This is a genomic window from Paenibacillus shirakamiensis (genome assembly GCF_017874255.1).
GTDB classification, from domain to species: domain Bacteria; phylum Bacillota; class Bacilli; order Paenibacillales; family Paenibacillaceae; genus Fontibacillus; species Fontibacillus shirakamiensis.
The window spans coordinates 1-20872 of sequence record NZ_JAGGLD010000001.1; the positions used below are offsets into that span (position 1 = coordinate 1).

At 36.8% G+C, this 20872-nt stretch carries 11 protein-coding genes and 6 tRNA genes; all 17 read left to right on the forward strand.

All coding sequences use genetic code 11. From position 1 onward, the window contains the following. Positions 1-21: 21 nt before the first annotated feature. The 17 genes from J2Z69_RS00005 to J2Z69_RS19360 all read left to right on the forward strand — a co-directional run bounded on the left by J2Z69_RS00005 (position 22) and on the right by J2Z69_RS19360 (position 20764). A tRNA-Met gene (locus J2Z69_RS00005) sits at positions 22-98 on the forward strand. A 17-nt stretch (positions 99-115) separates the two neighbouring features. Continuing rightward, positions 116-192: transfer RNA gene (locus tag J2Z69_RS00010), tRNA-Asp, on the forward strand. Between the two features lie 45 nt (positions 193-237). After that, a tRNA-Lys gene (locus tag J2Z69_RS00015) sits at positions 238-313 on the forward strand. A 30-nt stretch (positions 314-343) separates the two neighbouring features. Continuing rightward, a tRNA-Gly gene (locus J2Z69_RS00020) sits at positions 344-418 on the forward strand. Between the two features lie 8 nt (positions 419-426). Next, a tRNA-Arg gene (locus tag J2Z69_RS00025) sits at positions 427-503 on the forward strand. Between the two features lie 16 nt (positions 504-519). Continuing rightward, positions 520-598: transfer RNA gene (locus tag J2Z69_RS00030), tRNA-Leu, on the forward strand. Between the two features lie 1487 nt (positions 599-2085). Further along, entirely contained in the window at positions 2086-3315 is a 1230-nt protein-coding gene (locus tag J2Z69_RS00035; RefSeq protein WP_209858081.1) for an ATP-grasp domain-containing protein, read from the forward strand. 18 nt (positions 3316-3333) lie between these two features. Next, a complete protein-coding gene (locus J2Z69_RS00040; protein ID WP_209858083.1) occupies positions 3334-4629 on the forward strand; it encodes an MFS transporter in 1296 nt (431 codons plus the stop codon). A 2-nt stretch (positions 4630-4631) separates the two neighbouring features. Then, on the forward strand, positions 4632-5357 hold the full coding sequence (locus tag J2Z69_RS00045; protein ID WP_209858085.1) for a thioesterase II family protein: 726 nt from the start codon (positions 4632-4634) through the stop codon (positions 5355-5357). A 2-nt stretch (positions 5358-5359) separates the two neighbouring features. Beyond that, a complete protein-coding gene (locus J2Z69_RS00050) occupies positions 5360-6187 on the forward strand; it encodes an SDR family oxidoreductase (protein WP_209858087.1) in 828 nt (275 codons plus the stop codon). A gap of 12 nt (positions 6188-6199) precedes the next feature. After that, the gene (locus tag J2Z69_RS00055) at positions 6200-8938 is read left to right on the forward strand and encodes a non-ribosomal peptide synthetase (protein WP_209858089.1); all 2739 of its coding nucleotides are present in this window, start codon (positions 6200-6202) and stop codon (positions 8936-8938) included. Then, positions 8935-10194: an ATP-grasp domain-containing protein gene (locus J2Z69_RS00060; RefSeq protein ID WP_209858091.1), complete on the forward strand. Its 1260-nt coding sequence runs from the start codon at positions 8935-8937 to the stop codon at positions 10192-10194. The genes J2Z69_RS00055 and J2Z69_RS00060 overlap by 4 nt, the downstream gene beginning before the upstream one ends. A gap of 9 nt (positions 10195-10203) precedes the next feature. Beyond that, a complete protein-coding gene (locus J2Z69_RS00065) occupies positions 10204-13191 on the forward strand; it encodes a non-ribosomal peptide synthetase (protein WP_209858093.1) in 2988 nt (995 codons plus the stop codon). A 60-nt stretch (positions 13192-13251) separates the two neighbouring features. Then, positions 13252-18261 (forward strand): non-ribosomal peptide synthetase, encoded by a 5010-nt coding sequence (locus J2Z69_RS00070; protein WP_209858095.1) that lies wholly within the window; start codon positions 13252-13254, stop codon positions 18259-18261. Between the two features lie 35 nt (positions 18262-18296). Beyond that, positions 18297-19151, forward strand: coding sequence for a carbon-nitrogen hydrolase family protein (locus tag J2Z69_RS00075; protein ID WP_209858097.1), 855 nt, complete (start codon positions 18297-18299; stop codon positions 19149-19151). 61 nt (positions 19152-19212) lie between these two features. Then, a complete protein-coding gene (locus tag J2Z69_RS00080; RefSeq protein WP_209858099.1) occupies positions 19213-19908 on the forward strand; it encodes a thioesterase II family protein in 696 nt (231 codons plus the stop codon). 169 nt (positions 19909-20077) lie between these two features. Next, a complete protein-coding gene (locus J2Z69_RS19360) occupies positions 20078-20764 on the forward strand; it encodes a BofC C-terminal domain-containing protein (RefSeq protein WP_209858101.1) in 687 nt (228 codons plus the stop codon). Positions 20765-20872 lie beyond the last annotated feature (108 nt).

Here is a 20872-nt window from a genome sequence, read left to right on the forward strand (position 1 = left end):
TAAGGATGAATATTTCAATGACGCGGGGTGGAGCAGCCCGGTAGCTCGTCGGGCTCATAACCCGAAGGCCGCAGGTTCAAATCCTGCCCCCGCAACCAATTCTTTTTTATAATGTGGAGCCGTGGTGTAGAGGCCCAACATGCCTGCCTGTCACGCAGGAGACCGCGGGTTCGAATCCCGTCGGCTCCGCCATTATATTTTAAGAATAAACAGAACATGTAATAATTCTCTTTATGAGAGCCATTAGCTCAGTTGGTAGAGCACCTGACTTTTAATCAGGGTGTCGAAGGTTCGAGCCCTTCATGGCTCACCATTCTACCTATGAATGCAAATTTACTTATTTGCGGACGTGGCTCAGCGGTAGAGCATCGCCTTGCCAAGGCGAGGGTCGCGGGTTCGATTCCCGTCGTCCGCTCCAATATATGTGCGCCCTTAGCTCAGCTGGATAGAGCGTTTGACTACGAATCAAAAGGCCGGGAGTTCGAATCTCTCAGGGCGCGCCATTTTAAAATTGTATATGCCGGCGTGGCGGAATGGCAGACGCGCTCGACTCAAAATCGAGTGGGAAACCGTGGAGGTTCGAGTCCTCTCGCCGGTATACCAAAAGGGTTATAAGATTGCTTTTAAAGCAGTCTTATAACCCTTTTTTAATGCAAATGGTTATATGCATTTAATCATTGTTGTAGGTAGTTGAGATCTTTGTACTATATATTAAGGTCTAAATATATATTTGATACTATTGTGTAATTATAAAATAACTATATTGGTAAATAATCTCGAATATTCATTTGTTACTGAGACTGAAATTTTGGACTAAAACCTATAAAACATAGGATCAAACACATACCTCAAATACATAGGAATAAACATAAGACCTCAAATACATAGGAATAAACATAAGACCTCAAATATATAGGAATAAACATAAGACCTCGAATAGATAGCAACAAACATATAACCTTCATATACATAGGATCAAACACATAACCTCAAACACATAGGAACAAACAGAGAATCTCGAATACATAGAAACAAACATATAACTCAACTACATACCCTCAAGCGCATATCCTCTAGCATTTATTTTGAAGTCCATATCCTCAAGCCCATAATCCTCTTTCGATCGGAACTAACGCTCTATATGTTCTTTACAGCGGATAAAAAAGCTTATTCTAAAAAATATGGTCGACAGCCAACTAATTATGCCTTCAACAAGCAAGTAGGAAAGTGTGGGAAATATTTTGGACTGAGTTATCCTGAAGTTCACTCCCGAATCTATATTACTAAAAAGCCAATCCCCAAGAATGCTGTATTATCCACGCTCTTGGGGTATTTATATAAATTTCTTCAAATTTATCCTATTTTGATCAGCCTTCGCGGGTTATAAATTTGCACCCTTTAAGATCAAAGAGAACACCTTTCAGGAAAAAAATCATGGGTGAGACTGCTGTGTGCAGTCTTGGTAGGGGTTCTGTTTTTGCAACGTAATTATTAATAATCATTGTGTAATGGACAATTAATGTCTCTTAAGCTTATTTATATCTTGTTGGCAGCAGAGTTTTTCATATAAATCATCTCTAATTCTACAGAATTCACAAGTTTCAAACCAATATTTGATATCATTTTGATCTCATAGGTCAATATCTCTAATACAAATATTAAATTAAACAAATTTTATACATAATTAGATTTAAATGGAACGCTTGTTTGGAAGGAAATGGTTATACTCTAGCGAATTATGTATGTTGACTTCGTTTTAGAGATAATCTTGACTGGACCGGATAGGAGGTGGCCAATCTATTCGTAAGTTTAACTCCACTGAAGCGCTAGTTCTGGTGCTTGATTTAAACTATTCTATACCCCTCATTGTGTAAATGAATAGAGAATGATTTGGATGAGGTCTAATAGAAGCTGAAGATGTGTTTGTCTGATTGGAAAGCTACTTTAACCATTCAATGAATCTACTTACTTCTACAACTGAAAATGATGGAAAGATTGTCTTTTAAAATAAATCGGAACTCTGTGCTGTACTATGTTCGAAGCACTAAAAGCCTATTTTCATACCAAAAAGGAGATTTAAGCACAATGAAACAAAAAATTTTAATGATAGGCTTTTCGATGGTAGCTTTAAAGCAGTTCAAAGATCGCACGGATATAGAAGTCTATATTATTGAAGAGGAAGAATTATATGAAAAGAATAAGTTAAGTGAATTTAAGACGAATCTAGTAAAGAAAATTGTGTTTGGTAACTATATTGATTCCGAAGATTGTGTGGCCATAGCAAAAGTACTGCATGATGAAATAGAATTTGATGCAGTGTTCCCTTCAAAAGATTATGCAGTGAAAGCAACTGGGAAAATTGCAGATTTGCTAGGATTGCCTGGATTAAAAGAAAAAAATGCTAGAATACTGACAAACAAAATTCTACTAAGAGAAGCATGTGAACGATATGATATTCCCCATCCAAGATACAAAAAAATAATTCGAAAAGAAGATCTTTTCAATTTTTATGAAGGGAATCCATTCATATTCAAACCTGCTACACTTCAAGCTAGCATAGGAATTAGCAAGATTGAATCCGTTGGAGATATTGAAAAGGCATGGGAAAATACAACGTCAGCTCTCGACAATCCGAAAATTACAGTATCAAGAGAAATCAACCGAGAACATATTGCCGAGGATTATGTAAATGGGCCAGAATTTAGCGTTGAGACTTTAGTAAGAGACAATGAAATTATATTTTCAAATATTACTGAAAAAATAACATTTGATAATAATTTTGTTGAAGAGGGTCACATTGTTCCAGCCAATATTTCAGCAGCTGATACGGAAAAATTATTATATGAAAAGAAAAATTTAGTTGAAAAACTAGAAATTGATTCAGGATTATTGCATTCGGAATGGAAAATTGAAAAAGATGGACCCGTACTGATTGAGTGTGCAGGAAGAATGCCGGGTGACTATATCTATGATTTAATTAGTAATGCTTATGAATTTGATTTCTTAAAGGAATATTCGATGATATTAATGCGCGAACCTACGAATATACAGCAACTTGCTACCAAAGTGAGTACAATAAGATATTTTAACTGTCCTGCAGGTGAATTAAAAGAAATTAAAGGTGTAGACAGCTTAATGGTTCCTGAAGTAGTTGATTTCTCGATAGATAGGAGTATAGGAGATATCATTCCCGTTGTAAAATCTTCATGGGATAGAGTAGGACACTTTGTGGTAGTGGGAGAAACGCACGATGAAGTAAATCGAATTGCCAATGAAATTTTGAATCAAGTTGAGTTTGAGGTCGAAATTAAATGAAATATGTAGGAGAAACATATGAATAATGGAAAGATAATCTTGAGATTTTTAAGAAACGCAAGAAATATTAGATTGTTGGCATTAGCCATTTTTATCTCCAATATAGGAAGTGGCATGCAACTCATTGCTGTTAGCAAGCTATTGTACGATAAAACGAATAGTGCCACTTCGATCGGAATTGTAATCATTCTCCAATACGTTGTGATGTTTTTAGTCCAGTTTATTTCTGGGACGGTGGTGGATCGAAGTGATCAAAAAAAAATTCTCGTTATTAGCGATTTTACCAAAGGTGTATTCATAACTGGGGCAGGTACCATTTTCTTAATTCATCCTGATACGGGGTTAAGCTATCTATTTATTATTCTCATCATTGTGAATTTTGTTGTGCCTTTCTTCTCGAATGCACAATTCACATTAACTCCTGAACTTGTTAGAGATAAGGATGAACTGCTACAGGCAAATAGTATAATCACCACTCTATTTCAAGCCGGCCAGCTTTTAGGTAGTGCTATTGTTGCTTCTATTATTTTTTTTATGAGTCCTGCGACGGCATTGATTATATCTGGCTGTATGTTTTTTATATCTGCCTTTTATTTCAAATTAATTAAATACAGCAAACAAATTAAAGAAGTCAACGAACAAAAAAGTACAGGCGTAAGATTTTTTGAAGATTGGAAATATCTAATGCAACAAATTGGGAAAGAGAAAAGTGTGTTAGCTCATTTGCTGATGAGTTCTGGTGACTATATGGCGGTAAATATTTTTAATCTGATGCTCATTCCTCTGGTTGCGGTTCACTATAATAACAACAGCTTCTATATTTCTTTATTCGACAGCGGGTTTGCCATTGGTTCCATGATCATTGTCGCTTTGATCGCTAGTTTTTCTAAAAAATTAGGGACGAATAACTCTGCTGTAGTTGGATTGTTTTTGCAGTCTATGATTCTTATCATTCTTTCTATTAAAATTCATGTAATATTTGCATTCTTGTTAATCATCGTCTATGGATCGGCAAATTCATTTTCAATCACTATTTTTAATACAAATTTACAAAAAAGAAGTACTTCAGAATTCATGGGGCGGATCAACTCTGTGAAGAATTTCATAGTGTCTGTACTGACAATTACATTAATCCCCATTCTTTCTCGAATGTTTGATATTTCTATAGAATATGGTCTTCTGGCCTCGGGTGTTGTCCTTTTTTCATACTCATTCATTTCCTACTTACTAGGGAGAAAGTTTGTATTTGGAAGTGATTATCTATCTAAAGGAATAATATTAAAGAAATCAAAAAATATTAGTCTAGGAGATTAATTATGAAAAATGACGATGTAATATACCTCCTGTGTTTCCCATATGGGGGTGGTGGAGCAAGTGTCTATAGTGAATGGAACAAGCAACTGTCACCCAAAATTAAAGTAGTACCCATCCAACTTCCAGGCAGAGAAAGAGAGATTGGAGAAGATCCATTCACAGATTTGAATAAAGCAGCGGATCATTATGCAACAATTATTGAAGCTGAATATGTAAATAAAAGAATTGCATTTTTTGGACATTGTTTTCTAGGATCTACATTGGCGTTCGAGGTAATAAGAAGGCTTGAAAGTGTGCCTGAGTTAAACATTGAACATCTGTTTGCTTCGGCTGCGTTTTCACCCAGTAGTATCCGCGATTATGGGATTGATTTAGAGCAAGAGGATGAGTTCATCACAAAAGTTGAAAAGCTGACGGGGCTTAAAAATGAGGCATTTGATATTCCTGATCTAAAAGAGCTATTAATGCCAACATTTAAAGCGGATTTCGAGATGGATATTAAATATCCTGTGAGTCATGCAATTGTTAACATCCCCATTTCAGCTATATATGCGGATCATGATGTTTTTGTAAGCAGAGATGAGGTAGAACAATGGAAACAGCATACATCTAAAGATTACGAGCTTTATGAAGTTGAAGGAGAACATATGTATTTGCTTGATAGAGCAGATCTTGCACTTCATATCGTAGAGAAAAGTTTATTAAATTACTCAGAAGGTAGTGAATAGACTTGGATAGATTAAAAAACAAGGTTGTTCTCATTACAGGTGCGGGCAGAGGAATAGGAAAAGCTTGCGCTATTAAAGCTGCTAAAGAGGGCGCGGACATCATTATTTCAGATATCGGCAGTAATATTGATGCTGTGCCGTACGATCTTTCGAGAACAAGTCAATTGGATGACACGGAGAAAATATGTAGAAAGCTTGGTGTAAATGTATTAAAAAAACATGCGGATGTTACTAAAATAGAAGAGATTGCTTCTTTAGTCCAAGATGCCGTTCATCGCTTTGGTAGAATCGATGTTCTAATCAATAATGCAGGAATTGGTGCTCCAGCAGGGAAGGCAGCGCACAACTATTCAAGTGAAGAGTGGGACATTTTATTAAATGTTAATCTGTCTGGGCCATGGAGAGTTATAAAATTTGTAGTCCCCATTATGATCAAGCAGCAAGAAGGAAGCATCATCAATATTGCTTCAACTGCTGGACTCTTAGGATATAAGCATTTCGCTGGGTACGTAGCCTCAAAGCACGGATTAGTTGGATTAACCAAATCTGCTGCATTGGATTATGCCATGGATAATATTAGGGTCAATGCCATATGTCCCGGACCAGTCTATGATGATGAATTCGTGGATGGAAGTATGACAAAAGTAGTGGCGGATTCCTTAGGTATTCAATTAGGTGAACAAGAAGAAATTGATCTGCAGTCGGTGGCAATGAATTCGGTTGTATCTCCTACAGATGTTGCGGAAGCTGCAATTTGGTTAGGTAGCGACGAATCCAAGAGAGTTACAGGTACAAATATTACAGTTGATGCTGGTTATTCTGCTAAATAAAGGAGAGAACCTATGATGAATGTCTTAGAGACAAAGGCAGTAGTACAAACTTCAACTACAACAAATGTTTTGCTTGTAAAAAAATTAACAATAGAAGAAATTTCAAAAATTCATCAAAAATCTATTAATCAAGATCATGTGGATCTTTTCATTACGGTGGAACAAGTTCCTAGTCCAGAAATGTATGAAGAGTATATTAAGAGGGAAAAAAATCGAGCCATCGGGTTGGCGGAGAAAATCAGAATTACTCTAATCTTAAATGAAAATAATGCAACATTAGTACTAACCTCAGATCTCACTAAAGCTAATTTGTCTGGATTATTACAGGTATACAATGATCTATTAGATAATATTCAGATGATCGAGTTGGATGCAGATGAGGTTGAGCGTCCTGCAAAAGCTTCAATTAAATGGGGAGTTCCTCTATTGGATGAAGCAACCCAAGGGAATTTTAATGAATATAATATTGTTCAATTAAAAGGTCAAAGCGTATCTCATTTTGCTCTTCAAAATCAGGCCATATATGCGGCGCTTGCACAAACTCTAAAGCTATACGGTGATGAAGACCTGAATGTCTATGCTAAAAGTCTAACTATGAGCGGACAGACTATACTAAAGGGTAAACTAAACCAAGATGGAACGATTAATCCCAACCAGCAAGCTATTCAAAATGGGGAGAGCGCCGGTTACACAACAGGCATTATTAGTATTGATGTAGATAATAAGAAGTTTGATTATACGTACTGTCTAAGTCCTAAATATCCATTAACGTGCGTAATAAAACAAAATGGAGGAGTTGTCCATTCTGTATCACTACAGGCTAGCGTCGACACTATGGATTCCGAAGTACTCCGACAATTCGGTACAATGCTTGAGTATTTCTTAACCCCTATTCAGGCGGATTCAGATTCTAGCATGAATGAAGTAATAAATGAATTAATGACTCCATTTGGTAGAAGGACAGTTGTATTGGAGCAGGAAAATATACTGGATCGATTAGAAAAAATAGAGCGACAATTTGCTCAGAATATAGCTCTCTCAGACACACAGGGAGACATCACTTTTGAAGAATTAGCACAACGAAGTGATAGTATAGCCACACATCTGATCAAAGAAGGGTTAAAAACAGGAGATAAGGCTGTTATTTCTGTGAAGCAGGATAATGAACTTGTGTTATTAATGATTGGAGTGATTAAGGCTGGCGGTGTATACATTCCTGTAGATCCTAACTATCCTGAAGAAAGAATATCCTTTATCTTAAAAGATTCTGGAGCAAAATTCTTTATATCTAATCTTATTCAAAATTCACAAGATGAAGATGCGGACTATATAACCATACAACCATCCGGCTTATTGCAACAGACGCAGCTGGAACCACACAATGACTTGCTTCTCCCCGCTTATACCCCTCAATCGGGTTATGTAATTTATACATCTGGAACATCCGGTGTACCTAAAGGTGTTCAAGTCTCTTGTGATAACATTATTGCTTTAGTAGAAGCGACTCAAGAAGAGTTCGAGCTTTCAGCTCATGATGTGTGGACCATGTTCCATTCTTCTTCTTTTGATTTCTCTGTGTGGGAGATGTGGGGGAGCTTATTAAGTGGCGCCAAACTGGTTGTAGTTCCAAGAGAAACAGCTACCTCAATGTACGATTTCTACGATTTGCTTATTGAACATCATGTGACTGTATTAAACCAAACCCCCTCTTCTTTTTATGCTTTACAAAATATTGAGTCTGAACAAAGAATACCACGTCTAAATTCAATTAGGTTGATCATTTTTGGCGGGGAAGCTTTGGATAACACAAAGCTAAAAAAATGGTTTCAAAGGTACTCATCAAGTAAATGTAGGCTTGTGAACATGTATGGCATAACTGAGACGACTGTTCATGTGACCTATCAAAATATTTTCAAAAGAAATTTGGACACAAGTAGTCAGAGTATAGGCGTTCCTATCAAAGGGTGGAAAATATCTGTTCGAGATCCTTATGGAGTACCTTGTCTCCTCGGAGTGGAAGGTGAGATCTGGGTAGGAGGTGCTGGCCTTTCAAATGGCTATATAAATAGAGAAAAGCTTAATACAGAAAAATTTATTATCGATAAGCTATCCGGAGAACGCTGGTATAAAAGTGGAGACCTTGGAAAAATAAAATCAGATGGCAGCATCGATTACTTAGGCAGAATTGACAATCAAGTGAAAATACGAGGGTATCGGATTGAACTTGATGAAATCAAGAAACATGTGAGTCGAATCCCTGGTGTGAGGGAAGTTGTTGTAACCGTTCAAAATAACGACAAGGATGAACATAAGCAAATTATCGCTTTTTTTGAAAGTAATAAAGACTATAGTTCTAATGATATTAGAGATATCCTAATGAAAGAGCTACCTTCCTATATGATTCCTTCAAAATCAGTTCACGTTGAAGACATTCCCCTAACTATAAATGGAAAAATTGATTTCAAAAAGTTATTAGATGAACAGAATGAGCCTTATCAAGCAAAAACAGCTGCTAATTCAGGTGAAAATGTTCTTTTAGAAGTATGGTGTAAGATATTAGGTCAACAAATTACAGATGAGGATAATTTCTTTGACTGTGGCGGGAATTCTCTACTTGCCGTGTCATTGTTATCTGAATTGAAACAAAAGGTTAGTAAGGATATATTGCTTAGAGATCTTTACGTGCATTCATCGCCAAGTAGTATGCGAGCTTTCTTAAAAGCAAAGGAACGGGGAGAAGTCAGCGTATGACGAATTCGATTCTTCCTAAAGTAGCTATTTTTTATGGCCAGGGTTCTGCAAGCCCTCTTTCCATACAAGCTGCATCTGTTGGAGTATGTAACATCGTATTTCTGTATAGAGAAGATTGCTCGAGCAGTGATTTGTCGCAGATTAAAGTGTTAGATAAATATGTGAAATCCTATAATATCTCGAATGTATCTGAAGTGGAAATCAAAGAGATCTTGCTTCATGAGAGAGTTCAAGGAATTACTACCTTTAGTGAATATAAGTTGTTAGAAACTTCTCTTTTCGTAGAAAAAATGGGTTTGTTCGGTAATTCTACGGAAACTGCAAACGCATTAGTTAACAAGTTTATGCAAAGACAAATTCTTTCGACAGCCAAAGGTACTTCTGTCAGGTTCACTAGATTAGATAAGAATAATATGAAACAGAGTTTGTCTGAAGTGGGCACCCCCGCTATTATTAAGCCTGTTGTAGGAGCCGGGAGTAAATGGACCAAGAAGGTGAACTCTTACGAGGAATTGGAGCATGCAGTTCATGAGTTTCCTCTAGATCACGAATATGTTTTAGAAGAATTTTTATCGGGGCATAAAGGAAGTGCAGATTCATTTTACGGAGATTATGTATCGGTGGAATCTGTTCATCAAGGAGGCAAATCAACTCAAATCTCAATCACGGGAAAGTTACCTTTAACACCACATTTCGCAGAAAGTGGAATGTTCTTACCTCATCCTTTCTCTAAAGAGATGGAAGATAAAATCAGGTCCGTAGATGCAGCAGCAATTAAGGCATTGAATATCACCAGTGGTACAACACACACGGAAATTAAAATTACGGATGATGGTCCGAAAATAATCGAAGTCAACGGTAGAATGGGCGGATACGTTTCAGAAATACTAAAAAGAGCAACAGGTGTTGATTTAATAAGATTAACGTTACAAATATCTTTAAATCAAGAAGTATCCATTCAGCCGATACCTATGAACAAAGTATACTATCAAATATTTTTAACTCCGCCGAGTATTGAAAATGGAATTTATCAAGGCATAACAGGACTCGAGACATTGAAGGATTACAAAGATATTACTCATGTACAAATTACTAAAAAAGAGGGCGAAACTATAGATTCTCGCTTAGGAACTGAAAATAATATCGGGATCGTGTATGGGGAGTCAGAGGACTTCCAACAATTTGTTACAACAATTAATCTGGTTCGTAGTCAAGCTAACCCCTTGATAGTCCAACAGAAAGAAGTGTTGCAATAAATGGAGACCATGATTGAATATGTGAGCTTAGGCAGCTACTTCAATAAGATAGTATCTAAGTATCCTAACCAAAGAGCAGTTGTCTATCTAGATGAAAAATTAACTTACCAAGATCTGAATCAGCGCGCAAATGATATGGCGAATTTTTTCTTGGAATCTGGAGTGAATTCTGGTGATAGAATTGGAGTCTTATTTAACAACGGTCTAAAATTCGTCATTTCTATTATTGCTTTAGCTAAGATCGGCGCTAGTTATATTCCATTATCGAACAAAGAAAATGAGTATTATTTAGAAAGTCTTATTCAGTCGGCAGGCATCAAATTCGTATTTGCAGATAAGCATTGGAATGTAAAGGGCATAAGAATGGTGAGGGATGCCGAGGGGCTTCAAGTATCCCCAGTTAACTACGGCAGTAAACCTATCCTTGACACGGATATCGCTTATATTATGTTCACATCGGGTACTACGGGGCTTCCGAAAGGGGTAAAAGTTACCCATGGCAATATTATTAATTTGACTACTGAAGATGCTTGTCTTGAACTATCCAGCAAGACTATTATTCTTCAAACGGGTGCACCTAATTTCGATGCCTCGACCTTTGAAATTTGGGGTGCCCTCTTAAATGGAGGACAATTAGTTATTCCGGATCTCCAAAAAGTGACGAATTTTAGCTATTTAAGTGAGTTGATTAGCACATACCAAGTGAACCTGATGTGGTTAACGGCTCCTTTATTTTCTATTGCTGTTCAGAAAAATATGGAGTTATTTTCTAACTTAAAAGAATTAATTGTGGGTGGGGATATCGTTCATCCAAAAGATGTAAACAAAGCGCTCTTAAGTAATCCGAGTCTAATTATTTACAATGGGTACGGACCGACGGAATGCACAACATTTTCTACGATGTATAAAATCGATGCTGCAATTCAGGAGAACTATATTCCGATTGGAAAACCCATTCAAAATGCGAAAGTATACATCTTGGACGAGAACCTCGACATAGTAGAACCTAATCATGATGGAGAACTTTATATCGGAGGGAAGGGTGTATCTGCTGGTTATATCAATAATGAACAACTAACCGAGGAAAAGTTCATCAAAAATCCATTCGGAGTTGGGAAATTGTACAAAACCGGTGATTTGGCATCTCTAGATTATGCCGGTAACGTAATTTTTAAAGGTAGAAAAGACCGCCAAATTAAAATACGGGGTTTTCGAATTGAATTGAATGCAATAGAAAGTATTCTAAATGAAATGAAGGAGATTCAATCTTCTGCGGTCACAGTTATTGAAAATCGACACGGTGAGAAAGGGATAGCATGCTGTGTTGTCATCCGAGAACAATTTGATTTATCTGAGGAAGAGATCCGCATCCAGTTCAAAAAAATAGCCCCCTCTCATATCGTATTGGCACAAGTATGTGTTGTAGAACATCTTCCCATGAATTCTAACGGTAAACTAGACTATAAAAAAATTAAAAGCATTATTGAGGATCAAGCTGACCAGAGTGATTTATTAGAAGAACACGATTTGGATGGGCAAGAAAATACTATAATGAAAATCATTGAAAAAAATATGAATTGTGTTGTAAAAGATACTTCTATTTCTTTCTTTGAAATAGGATTAGATTCTTTAACAAGTATATATATATCCGATGAGATCAATAAGGAATTTAGCATGGATATGGAACCCATAGATCTGTTGATGAGTTCAAGTATAGATGAATTCATTCGTCTGGTTATGGAAAAAGAAAAGATCAACATGATTAATGAAATCGCATTAGTTAGTCAAGAGAAAAAATTAAAGTTGCTCAATCAACAAGAGCCCATTTTTATAGACTTCACTATTCATCCTCATACTACACGATATAACATTCCCCTTCTGCTTAAGCTTCCAGATACAGTCGACTTTGATCTCTTGCATCAATCTTTAAATAAGCTTGTTGAACGTCATGATAGTCTGAGGACACGATTTCTATTGAGCGAAGGACATGCAGTTCAGATTATTCAAGAAAACTTCAGTGTTAACGTAAAAGAGTGTTCTACTCAAGTGAATGTACACGAATTAATTTCCCCTTTCGACTTACAGCATGATCCCCCATACAAATTTGAGATTCATGAAGACAGTGAGGGAAGTTGGTTGTTCATGGACTTTCATCATATCGTAGTAGACGGGTTCTCCTTAAGGAACATTGTACAAGATCTAAACAGTTTTTATCTTAACGAGGAACTTAGAGAATTACCTTTGAATTACTCAACCTTAATTGAAGAATCTAGAAGTGAGTTTTATAAGAATCAAGATGCAGCTGAACAATTTTGGCAACTTCATTTTCAAGGGTATAAAGGTATGAATCATCTTCCATTTGATCGAATGGATGTGGAGGGGATATCGAATAGGAATAATCATATTGTGTTTTCTTTGGGAACAGAACGAACTGCTTTGTTAAAAGAGTGGAGTTTGAACAATAGAATTACTATTTTTGAAGCACTTGCTATGGGATATTCTCAATTTTTACATCTCATCACGGGTAGTGAAGATGTAACATTTGCAACGCCTAGTCGCGAGTACTCTAAAGTCTCAAGCTTACCTGTCGTCTCCATGCTGACCAATACCTTATGGGTTGTGTCTAAATCTAGTATTTTCACACATGAATATTTAAAAGAATTTATTGATCAATGGAGGGAATCTAAGCGAAATCAAAATGTACCTGTTGATTTTATCTATAAATTAAAAAGAACTATGGGGGATACACATCTTCATGAGACGTTGATCGCTTACCATGATAAGGAATCAATGGAAGTGAGTTTTTTAGGAGAGGACATACGGATAAAGCCGCTTATTCCACCGGAGGGCATGTTCTCGTTGAATATGCAAATTTATGATGGGGACGAGTCTTTAGAGATAGAGTGGGAATATCTAACCGAGCTGTTTGAATATGAAACGATAAAAAGTTTAGAGGATCTCTTCAAGGAAACCCTCGATGCCATGCTAGGTAAATAAATATAATTATTGCTATTAATTTCTGATTAGATAGATAGCAATAATGCAAAGGAGATTAGTATGATAACCAAAAATAAGACGTTGGGTCAAAAAAAAATAGCTGCATTACAGATGCCTGAGGCAGGAGCATACTGGAAAGAGCAATTGGTTGATGCCGTACCTTCTAATCTATTACCCGATCATCGAAAGAATACCTCAAATCCCATTACACAAAGTTATAATGTTTCGCAGATTAAAATTGAAGCTTCCAAAGTGGATGCATTTTTAAATTGTCAGGAATGTGATATACAACATTCAAATGAAGTATTTACTTTATTAGTATTATCCTTATTATATTCCATCGACAATGGGATGAATGAGGATCTCTTGGTCGGTTTTGCCGAATATAAAGATGGGGGAATATTAGAGTTCCCAATAAGAGCTAATATACAGCATGGACATACTTATAGAGATATTCTTGACCAAATACACAATAAAATATCAAATCACAAAGAATATGCAGGTTACCCTACAGACCTAATCATTGAGACGACACCCATACAAATAAATATTATTGAAGATACATTTGTAGACCTAGCAGATATATATAGCAAATATATATTTTCTTGTAACCTTGAGATGGATAGTATCGGCAATTGGAAGTTCATTATTGCTGGAGTGTCTTCTCTTTATATGACTAAAACTTTGGATAGCATAGCAGCAAAGCTATCCTATCTAATGGAATTAATCACAGCTAATGCAGATGAAAATATTGAAGCCTCAGATTTATTTCAGACTGAGGATGCCCTAAGTTATGAACTACTAAATATGACAAATAGACAATTCTCCAATTCAGATAGTATAGCGAGTCTATTGGAACATGTTTTTCGTAAGTTTGAAAATGAAAAAAGTATAGTGAGTCATGAGCAGGAAGTGACTTTCAAACAATTAGAGGATAGATCTAAAAAAATAGCTGCATTTATTCAGAAAAATACGGAAAAGTCGGAGTCCATCATTGCCGTATTATGTGAACGTTCCATAGATTTTCTAGCCACGGTTTTTGGCGTGATACTATCTGGCAAAGCTTATCTTCCGCTGGACCCCAAAGCGCCCCAAGAAAGAAATGAGATCATTCTAAAGCAAGCGAATAGTCAAACCGTTTTATATCTAGATAAACATAGCGCTGTTCTTGAAGGAATTGAATTAAAAAAATTCAACATAAGTGAAATTTACCAAACGAATGCTGAATATTATGCTGAACCTATTTCTCCGGATGACTTGGCTTATGTCATTTTTACATCGGGTTCTACGGGTACGCCAAAAGGTGTAGAAATAAAACATAAAAGTGTCATTAACAGAATTGAATGGATGCAGCATATGTTCGCACTAGAGAGCAGTGATGTCATTTTGCATAAAACGCCTTCAACATTCGATGTTTCTGTGTGGGAGATTTTTTGGTGGGCGATTACTGGAACCAAAGTAGCAGTTCTGCCAGCAGACGAAGAAGCAAATCCTGTTGAGATTATAAAAGCAATAGAAGAAAACAAGGTCACTACGCTGCATTTTGTCCCTTCCATGCTGAACGCTTTCTTAGATTATGTAGATAGTTCTTCATCTTATGAAAAAATTAAATCTTTAAAAAGAGTCTTCAGTAGCGGTGAGGCATTAACTCCAAATCATGTCGAAAAGTTTCATCGATACTTAAGTGATGTAGAACTGATAAATTTATATGGACCGACAGAAGCTACAGTCGATGTTACATGGCATCGAACATCAAAAGGCGAGAATCCCGTACCGATTGGTAAGCCCATTGATAATACTCACATTTATATTTTAGACAAGACCAGAAGGTTAAGACCTATAGGGATGATAGGAGAGTTAGCGATAGCTGGCACGGGTGTAGCGAAAGGCTATATTCATGATCCCTTTAAAACGAAGAGCAGCTTTATCGATATACCACATTTGGAAGAAGGAAAAGTATATCTTACTGGAGATTTAGCGAGAATTAGACAGGATGGAACGATCGAGTATTTTGGCCGAAATGATCGGCAAGTGAAGGTAAGAGGATTCCGAATAGAACTTGGAGAAATTGAAACGGCTTTAACGAACCTGCCTAGTGTTAGCGATGCCTTAGTGTTAACTAATCTAGAAGCTGATCAGATGCTACATTTATATGCATTTATCATTCAAAAAGATAGATTGGTTGATGTTAAAGATATTAGACAAGCATTGACTACAGTACTGCCGAATTATATGATTCCAGAAAAATTAGTAATCCTTAGTGAATTCCCTTTAACTAGAAATGGAAAAGTTGATCGTAAGCTGCTGTTAGAAATGAGCAATGAAAGAGCTGTCGATGAAAAAATTGCACCCCAAACAAGAGAAGAAAAAATGCTCTGTGGAATCTGGCAAGATGTATTGGGAATTCCTGATATAGGAATCAATGAGAATTTCTTTGCGCTGGGTGGGAACTCAATAAACTTTGTATCGGTAGTGGCATTAGCACACAAAAGTGGACTGATATTTACTTTTCAACACTTATTCAAATATCCTACGATACAAGATCTGATTACACACGTGAATCTCAATGATACAAGTCATGATGATGTGAATATCGTAATCTCCAATTTCCAATTAATTAAGGATGAAGATAAAACCAACATCCCTGATGACATTGAAGATGCCTATCCGATGTCCATGTTACAATCCGGACTTGTCTATCAAAGTAGTATCATGGAAGGTGATAATAACTATCATGATATCGTGACATACACCATTGATGGAGAACTAGATGTACCTACATTTAGAAAAGCCGTTCAATTGTTAGTAGACTCGCAGCCTATATTTAGAACAAGTTACAATTTGGAACATTTCTCCGAATACCTTCAACTAGTCCACAGCACTATCGACACACTCCCTTTACATGTATATGATCTACGTGGGTTGCATACGGAACAAGAAAAAGAAGACATATATGAACAATGGTTTTGGAAAGAACAACATAGAGCGTTTGAATGGGACAAACCAGGATTAGTTCAACTTCATGTCCATATCCTAAGTGAATCCCAATATAAATATAGTATAAGCCAGCATAATTCAGCTCTAGATGGATGGAGTATGAATAAAGTCCATACCTTCCTGTTCAAGACCTATTTCGATATGGTGAATGGGGTAGATCCTAATACTAGATTGCTCGAAAGCAACAATCATAATCGTACGTTTATCTACTTGGAACAAAAAGCTATACATTCAGAAGAGTATCGTCATTTTTGGAGAGACATGTTAAAAGATGTTCCTGAAGGAACAATCCCGCGTAGTAGAGAAGAAGATACACGAAAAGGAAACGAAGTTATTTTTCAAGACATAATCTTACCAGAAGGACTTTCAGCAAAATTAGTTACCTTGGCTAAAGAACTCAAAATCCCCGTAAAAGATATCCTGCTCGCCTCACATGTCAAATTTCTTGCTATACTGACCCGCAAAGATGATGTTTTCATGGGATATGAAATCGGTGGGAGACCCGAACTTCTTGGTTCGGAAAATGCTTTAGGTGTATTTTTGAACACCATGCCATTTCGTGTCATCCTTGATTCTAATTCTAGTTGGAAAGACTTCATTCTGCATGTATATGGCGTTGAAGCTAACATTCTACCTTTCAGACGATATCCCATGGCACAAGTAAAACAAGATCTAACCTCAAGAACGATCTTATTCGAAACTGTATTTAATTTTACACACTTTTATTCCTTGAAAGATTTACGCGGGCTTCCAGGATTTGATAATATTGATGTAAGAGCGGCAGCAATTACAGAATTCCCACTAAGAATTGAGTATTCAAGACATTTTTATACCGATGAGATTGAATTAAGTTTGCATTATCACACATCCAAATATGACCTTAAAGACATTGAATTCTTTGGTACAATTTTCGTTGATATTCTCGAGAGCATGGTTCACCGGACCGAAGAAAATCATCAAATCCTAATGGAGGAAGAAAAGTTAGACGAGTTCAAATATTACACGGAGAAGATGGATCAACCATCGCGGAATGAAGAAGATTCTATACGCCTTGATATCAATCTGGACTTGGACATAGCGATTAATCGCGTCAAAGATGTGTGGTCAAATGTTTTGAAAATATCAAAAGAGAATCTCAAATTAGATGATGATTTCTTTTTCATTGGAGGAAATTCTTTAGCTGCTATGAAGGTAGCTCTTTTTTTCAAAAAGGATATTTCTTTAAAACAACTTATGCAAAAATCGATTCTACTCGAACTTGCAAGTGAACTTGCAAATAAAGAAAAAATTAAATTATCGCAAGAGGTTTCTCTCTTAACCTGCTTAAGTAAATCAAGTGAATCTGAGTGCAACATCATTTTTATACCTTATGCTGGGGGCAACGCTTTAAATTTTATCCCCATAGCTAAAGAATTCGAGAAAAATAATGTCGACATTTCCGTGTTTGCTGCAGAATTACCGGCACATGATCCTAACTTAGAGCACAGTACATTTGTTAACTTTGAGGATACAGTGAATGTATTGGTAGAAGAGATATGTTCAGCGATGAAAGATAAACCATTCATGGTCTGGGGACATTGTGTTGGAAGTGCTCTTGCCTTCGAAGTAGTAAGAAAACTAGAATCGAGAAACTTCTATCCCCAAAGACTATTTTTAGCCGCAAAAAATATGATTAGTCAAGAAGACTGTGATATGCGTGTCCGCAATGCTACGAACTTACAATTTTCAGATATAGCTGAATTATATTCGGAGTGGAGTGGTACAAGTAACCTATCGACTTTAGGGCAGAGCTACGAGTCCAAATTAGTCGACATTTTCAAACATGATTCTATTCAAGCAAATACGTATCTGAGCAATCTATGGAATCAAAAGGAAAAATTAATACGAACACCTACCTCCATAGTGATAGCTAAAGATGATCCTATTACAGAGGATTACAACGCATTGTGGACGAATTGGAATCATTGGATCACTCAATGTGATTTAGTGGAGTTCGAGAAGGGTGGGCACTACTTCTTGAGAAATATTCCTGCTGATGTTGTGAAATATATTCAGGGGACTCTTAGTTCATAGATTTGATATTTGAATATAAGGAAAGAGTGGATATTATGGGTGTTGCACTAGACGTTTTGCCAAAAGAGAAGTTGAAAATTGCCTTAGCGCAGTGTTCCTCCAAGGATGGAGACATTGAAGAGAATGTGAGCAGAGCTTATGAACTAATTGAAGAAGCTGGAAAAAATAACGTGGATATCATCATGTTTCCAGAAAAGTATCTAACCGGTTATGTACCCGAAATCGTAGCATCGAATGTAACTGAATATACGCTTGAAATTCATGATGTGAGAATTGAAAAGTTGCGTCACGTATGTGAAAAGTATGGAATTTGGTCAATCATTGGAAGCCCGGTAAGAAGAGAGGGAGAAGTTTTCATATCCTCGATTATTATTGATTCAAATGGAAAAGAAGTCGGCGTCTATGATAAATCTTATTTATTTCAGACGGAAAAGCAATTATTTTCTACGAATCATGAGCAGATCATCATTACATTAAAGGGTTGGAATATCGGACTGGCCATCTGCTATGATGCTGGTTTCCCTGAACATGCTCGTCTTTTAGCGCAGAGTGGATGTCATTTGTATATGGGTAGCTCTCTGTTTAGCAAGGGGATGGGATATAAAGAGTCACGTATATGGTTTCCTGCTCGGGCATTAGATAATACAATATTCACGGCGATGTGTAATCACGCTGGCAAAACAGGAGTGTGGGATGCCTGTGGACATAGCGGTGTATGGAGCCCTTTAGGTGATCCTATTACGGGTGCTTCTGAAGGCGAAATAGAATTGTTAATAGCTGAATTAGATCCTACTCTTCTTAAGCAAGCGAGAGATGGTGAAAACATGCTTGCGGATTCGCTCAACATAAATAAAGAGCAGCATTGTATCAAGACTATTCTCGGTAACTGAAATGCACATAAATGAAGCGGAAAAATGGATCAGAAGATTCCGGGATCATTCCGAGTCTACCGTGAGATTAGTGGTTCTACCCCATGCGGGTGGCAATGCAAATTTTTATAGAGATTTAGTACATTATTTGAGCTCAGAAATTGAATGTATCATCATTCAATATCCCGGGAGACAAGAAAGACTTCTCGAAGATATGGTTAATACTATTGATGATTATGCCGATAGGGTGACACAAGTTTTAAGTGTAATGGATGGAGATAAACCAACCGTTTTGTTCGGGCACAGTATGGGAGCTTTAATCGCATATAATATGTTAAATAGACATGGACATAAGCTAACCTCCATCCTTAGCCTAATCGTGTCCTGCCATACTCCCTCAACTAAAAAAGCTAGTAGGGAATTTAATATGGATGAGGATAATTCGATTATTGAGTATTTAAAATCTATCGGCGGTCTAGATGATATTATTTTTGAGAATAAAATGATGTTAGATTTGATTATTCCTGCGGTTCGAAATGATCTCTACGCAGTAAGAAATTTCAGCTTAACCAAAGCATATAAAGTTGCGGTTCCCATATACGGTATTCAAGCGAGCGAAGACTATGGGGTTAAGCGTAGTGATATGCAAAAATGGTCTTTATTAACGGAAAAGGAATTTGAACTCGTTGAATTTCCTGGTAATCACTTTTATATGTTAGATCAATGGGGAAAATTAGCTGATTATTTGCAACGTATATGTAATTCAATGGAACACTGAAGAACGATTTTTCGTGCTGTTTACACGTGAAAAGGGTTTGTGAACTAGGTATAGTTCATGAACTTTTTTTGTCCCCTTAGATTCAAGCATCATGACATGGCTTATTTTGTATATTTCGACAATCCCAAGGTCACACTAAGCTAAAAATGTAGTAAAAGGGGATTGTCACGTGAACATTTTCAATATAAAGAAACAGTTCAAGAGACGATGGAGAAGGTGGAAGCGAGCCGCTTGGACTATAACAGCATGTAGCATCGTGGCCTTTATGGCATGGCTGGGCATGCCTTTATCGGAACAATTACAGGAGACCATGACCCAAGCGGCGAAGCCTCTAACCCAAGAAACCTTGCTTAAATTAAAAAATGTATCGCGATCTCCTGATTTGTTAATGGAAGAATTACAGGCCTCTCATTCCAAAAAGATGTCTGTTCATTTGATTAAAGTATATAAATGTGGAGAAGAAACACAGAGTCTAGGTAGGTTGAAGGGGTCAGAGATTATAGATCGGCTTAAGCAACATCCAACATGGCAAGGAAGAATAGATCAGCAAGGTGAAGTCTGGTTGGAGTCTCCGGTGAACGATCTTTCCGAAGCATGTAAACGTAGAGGTTATATGGGATTAGATGCCGAAGGGAATTTGAGTTTGTTTGATGGTCCACCTCAAGATAGGAATGTAATCCACACTTTTTTTCAGATGGATATGGAACGAATTGAAAGCTCTTTGCCTGAGAAGGTTGTTAATCAGCTGAAGCAAGGCATCCGTATCCAAGATGTAGAGGAATATAACAGTGTCATCTCTACGTTCAGTGATTATGCGAAAGAACAGACACAGAAGGTGATGCAGCAGCATCGTTAGCCTTGAAGAAGAGCTCAAGATTTCAAAGTCCTCTAAATTAGAGGAACTGATCCCTATCTCATTAACAGAATCAGTTCCAGATTAGGAAGCGTATTCTACGCTTCTTTT

Coding starts and splice junctions, on each gene's coding strand:
- J2Z69_RS00035 (WP_209858081.1), top strand. CDS start 2,086: ATGAAACAAAAAATTTTAATGATAGGCTTTTCGATGGTAGCTTTAAAG.
- J2Z69_RS00040 (WP_209858083.1), top strand. CDS start 3,334: ATGAATAATGGAAAGATAATCTTGAGATTTTTAAGAAACGCAAGAAAT.
- J2Z69_RS00045 (WP_209858085.1), top strand. CDS start 4,632: ATGAAAAATGACGATGTAATATACCTCCTGTGTTTCCCATATGGGGGT.
- J2Z69_RS00055 (WP_209858089.1), top strand. CDS start 6,200: ATGATGAATGTCTTAGAGACAAAGGCAGTAGTACAAACTTCAACTACA.
- J2Z69_RS00060 (WP_209858091.1), top strand. CDS start 8,935: ATGACGAATTCGATTCTTCCTAAAGTAGCTATTTTTTATGGCCAGGGT.
- J2Z69_RS00065 (WP_209858093.1), top strand. CDS start 10,204: ATGATTGAATATGTGAGCTTAGGCAGCTACTTCAATAAGATAGTATCT.
- J2Z69_RS00070 (WP_209858095.1), top strand. CDS start 13,252: ATGATAACCAAAAATAAGACGTTGGGTCAAAAAAAAATAGCTGCATTA.
- J2Z69_RS00075 (WP_209858097.1), top strand. CDS start 18,297: ATGGGTGTTGCACTAGACGTTTTGCCAAAAGAGAAGTTGAAAATTGCC.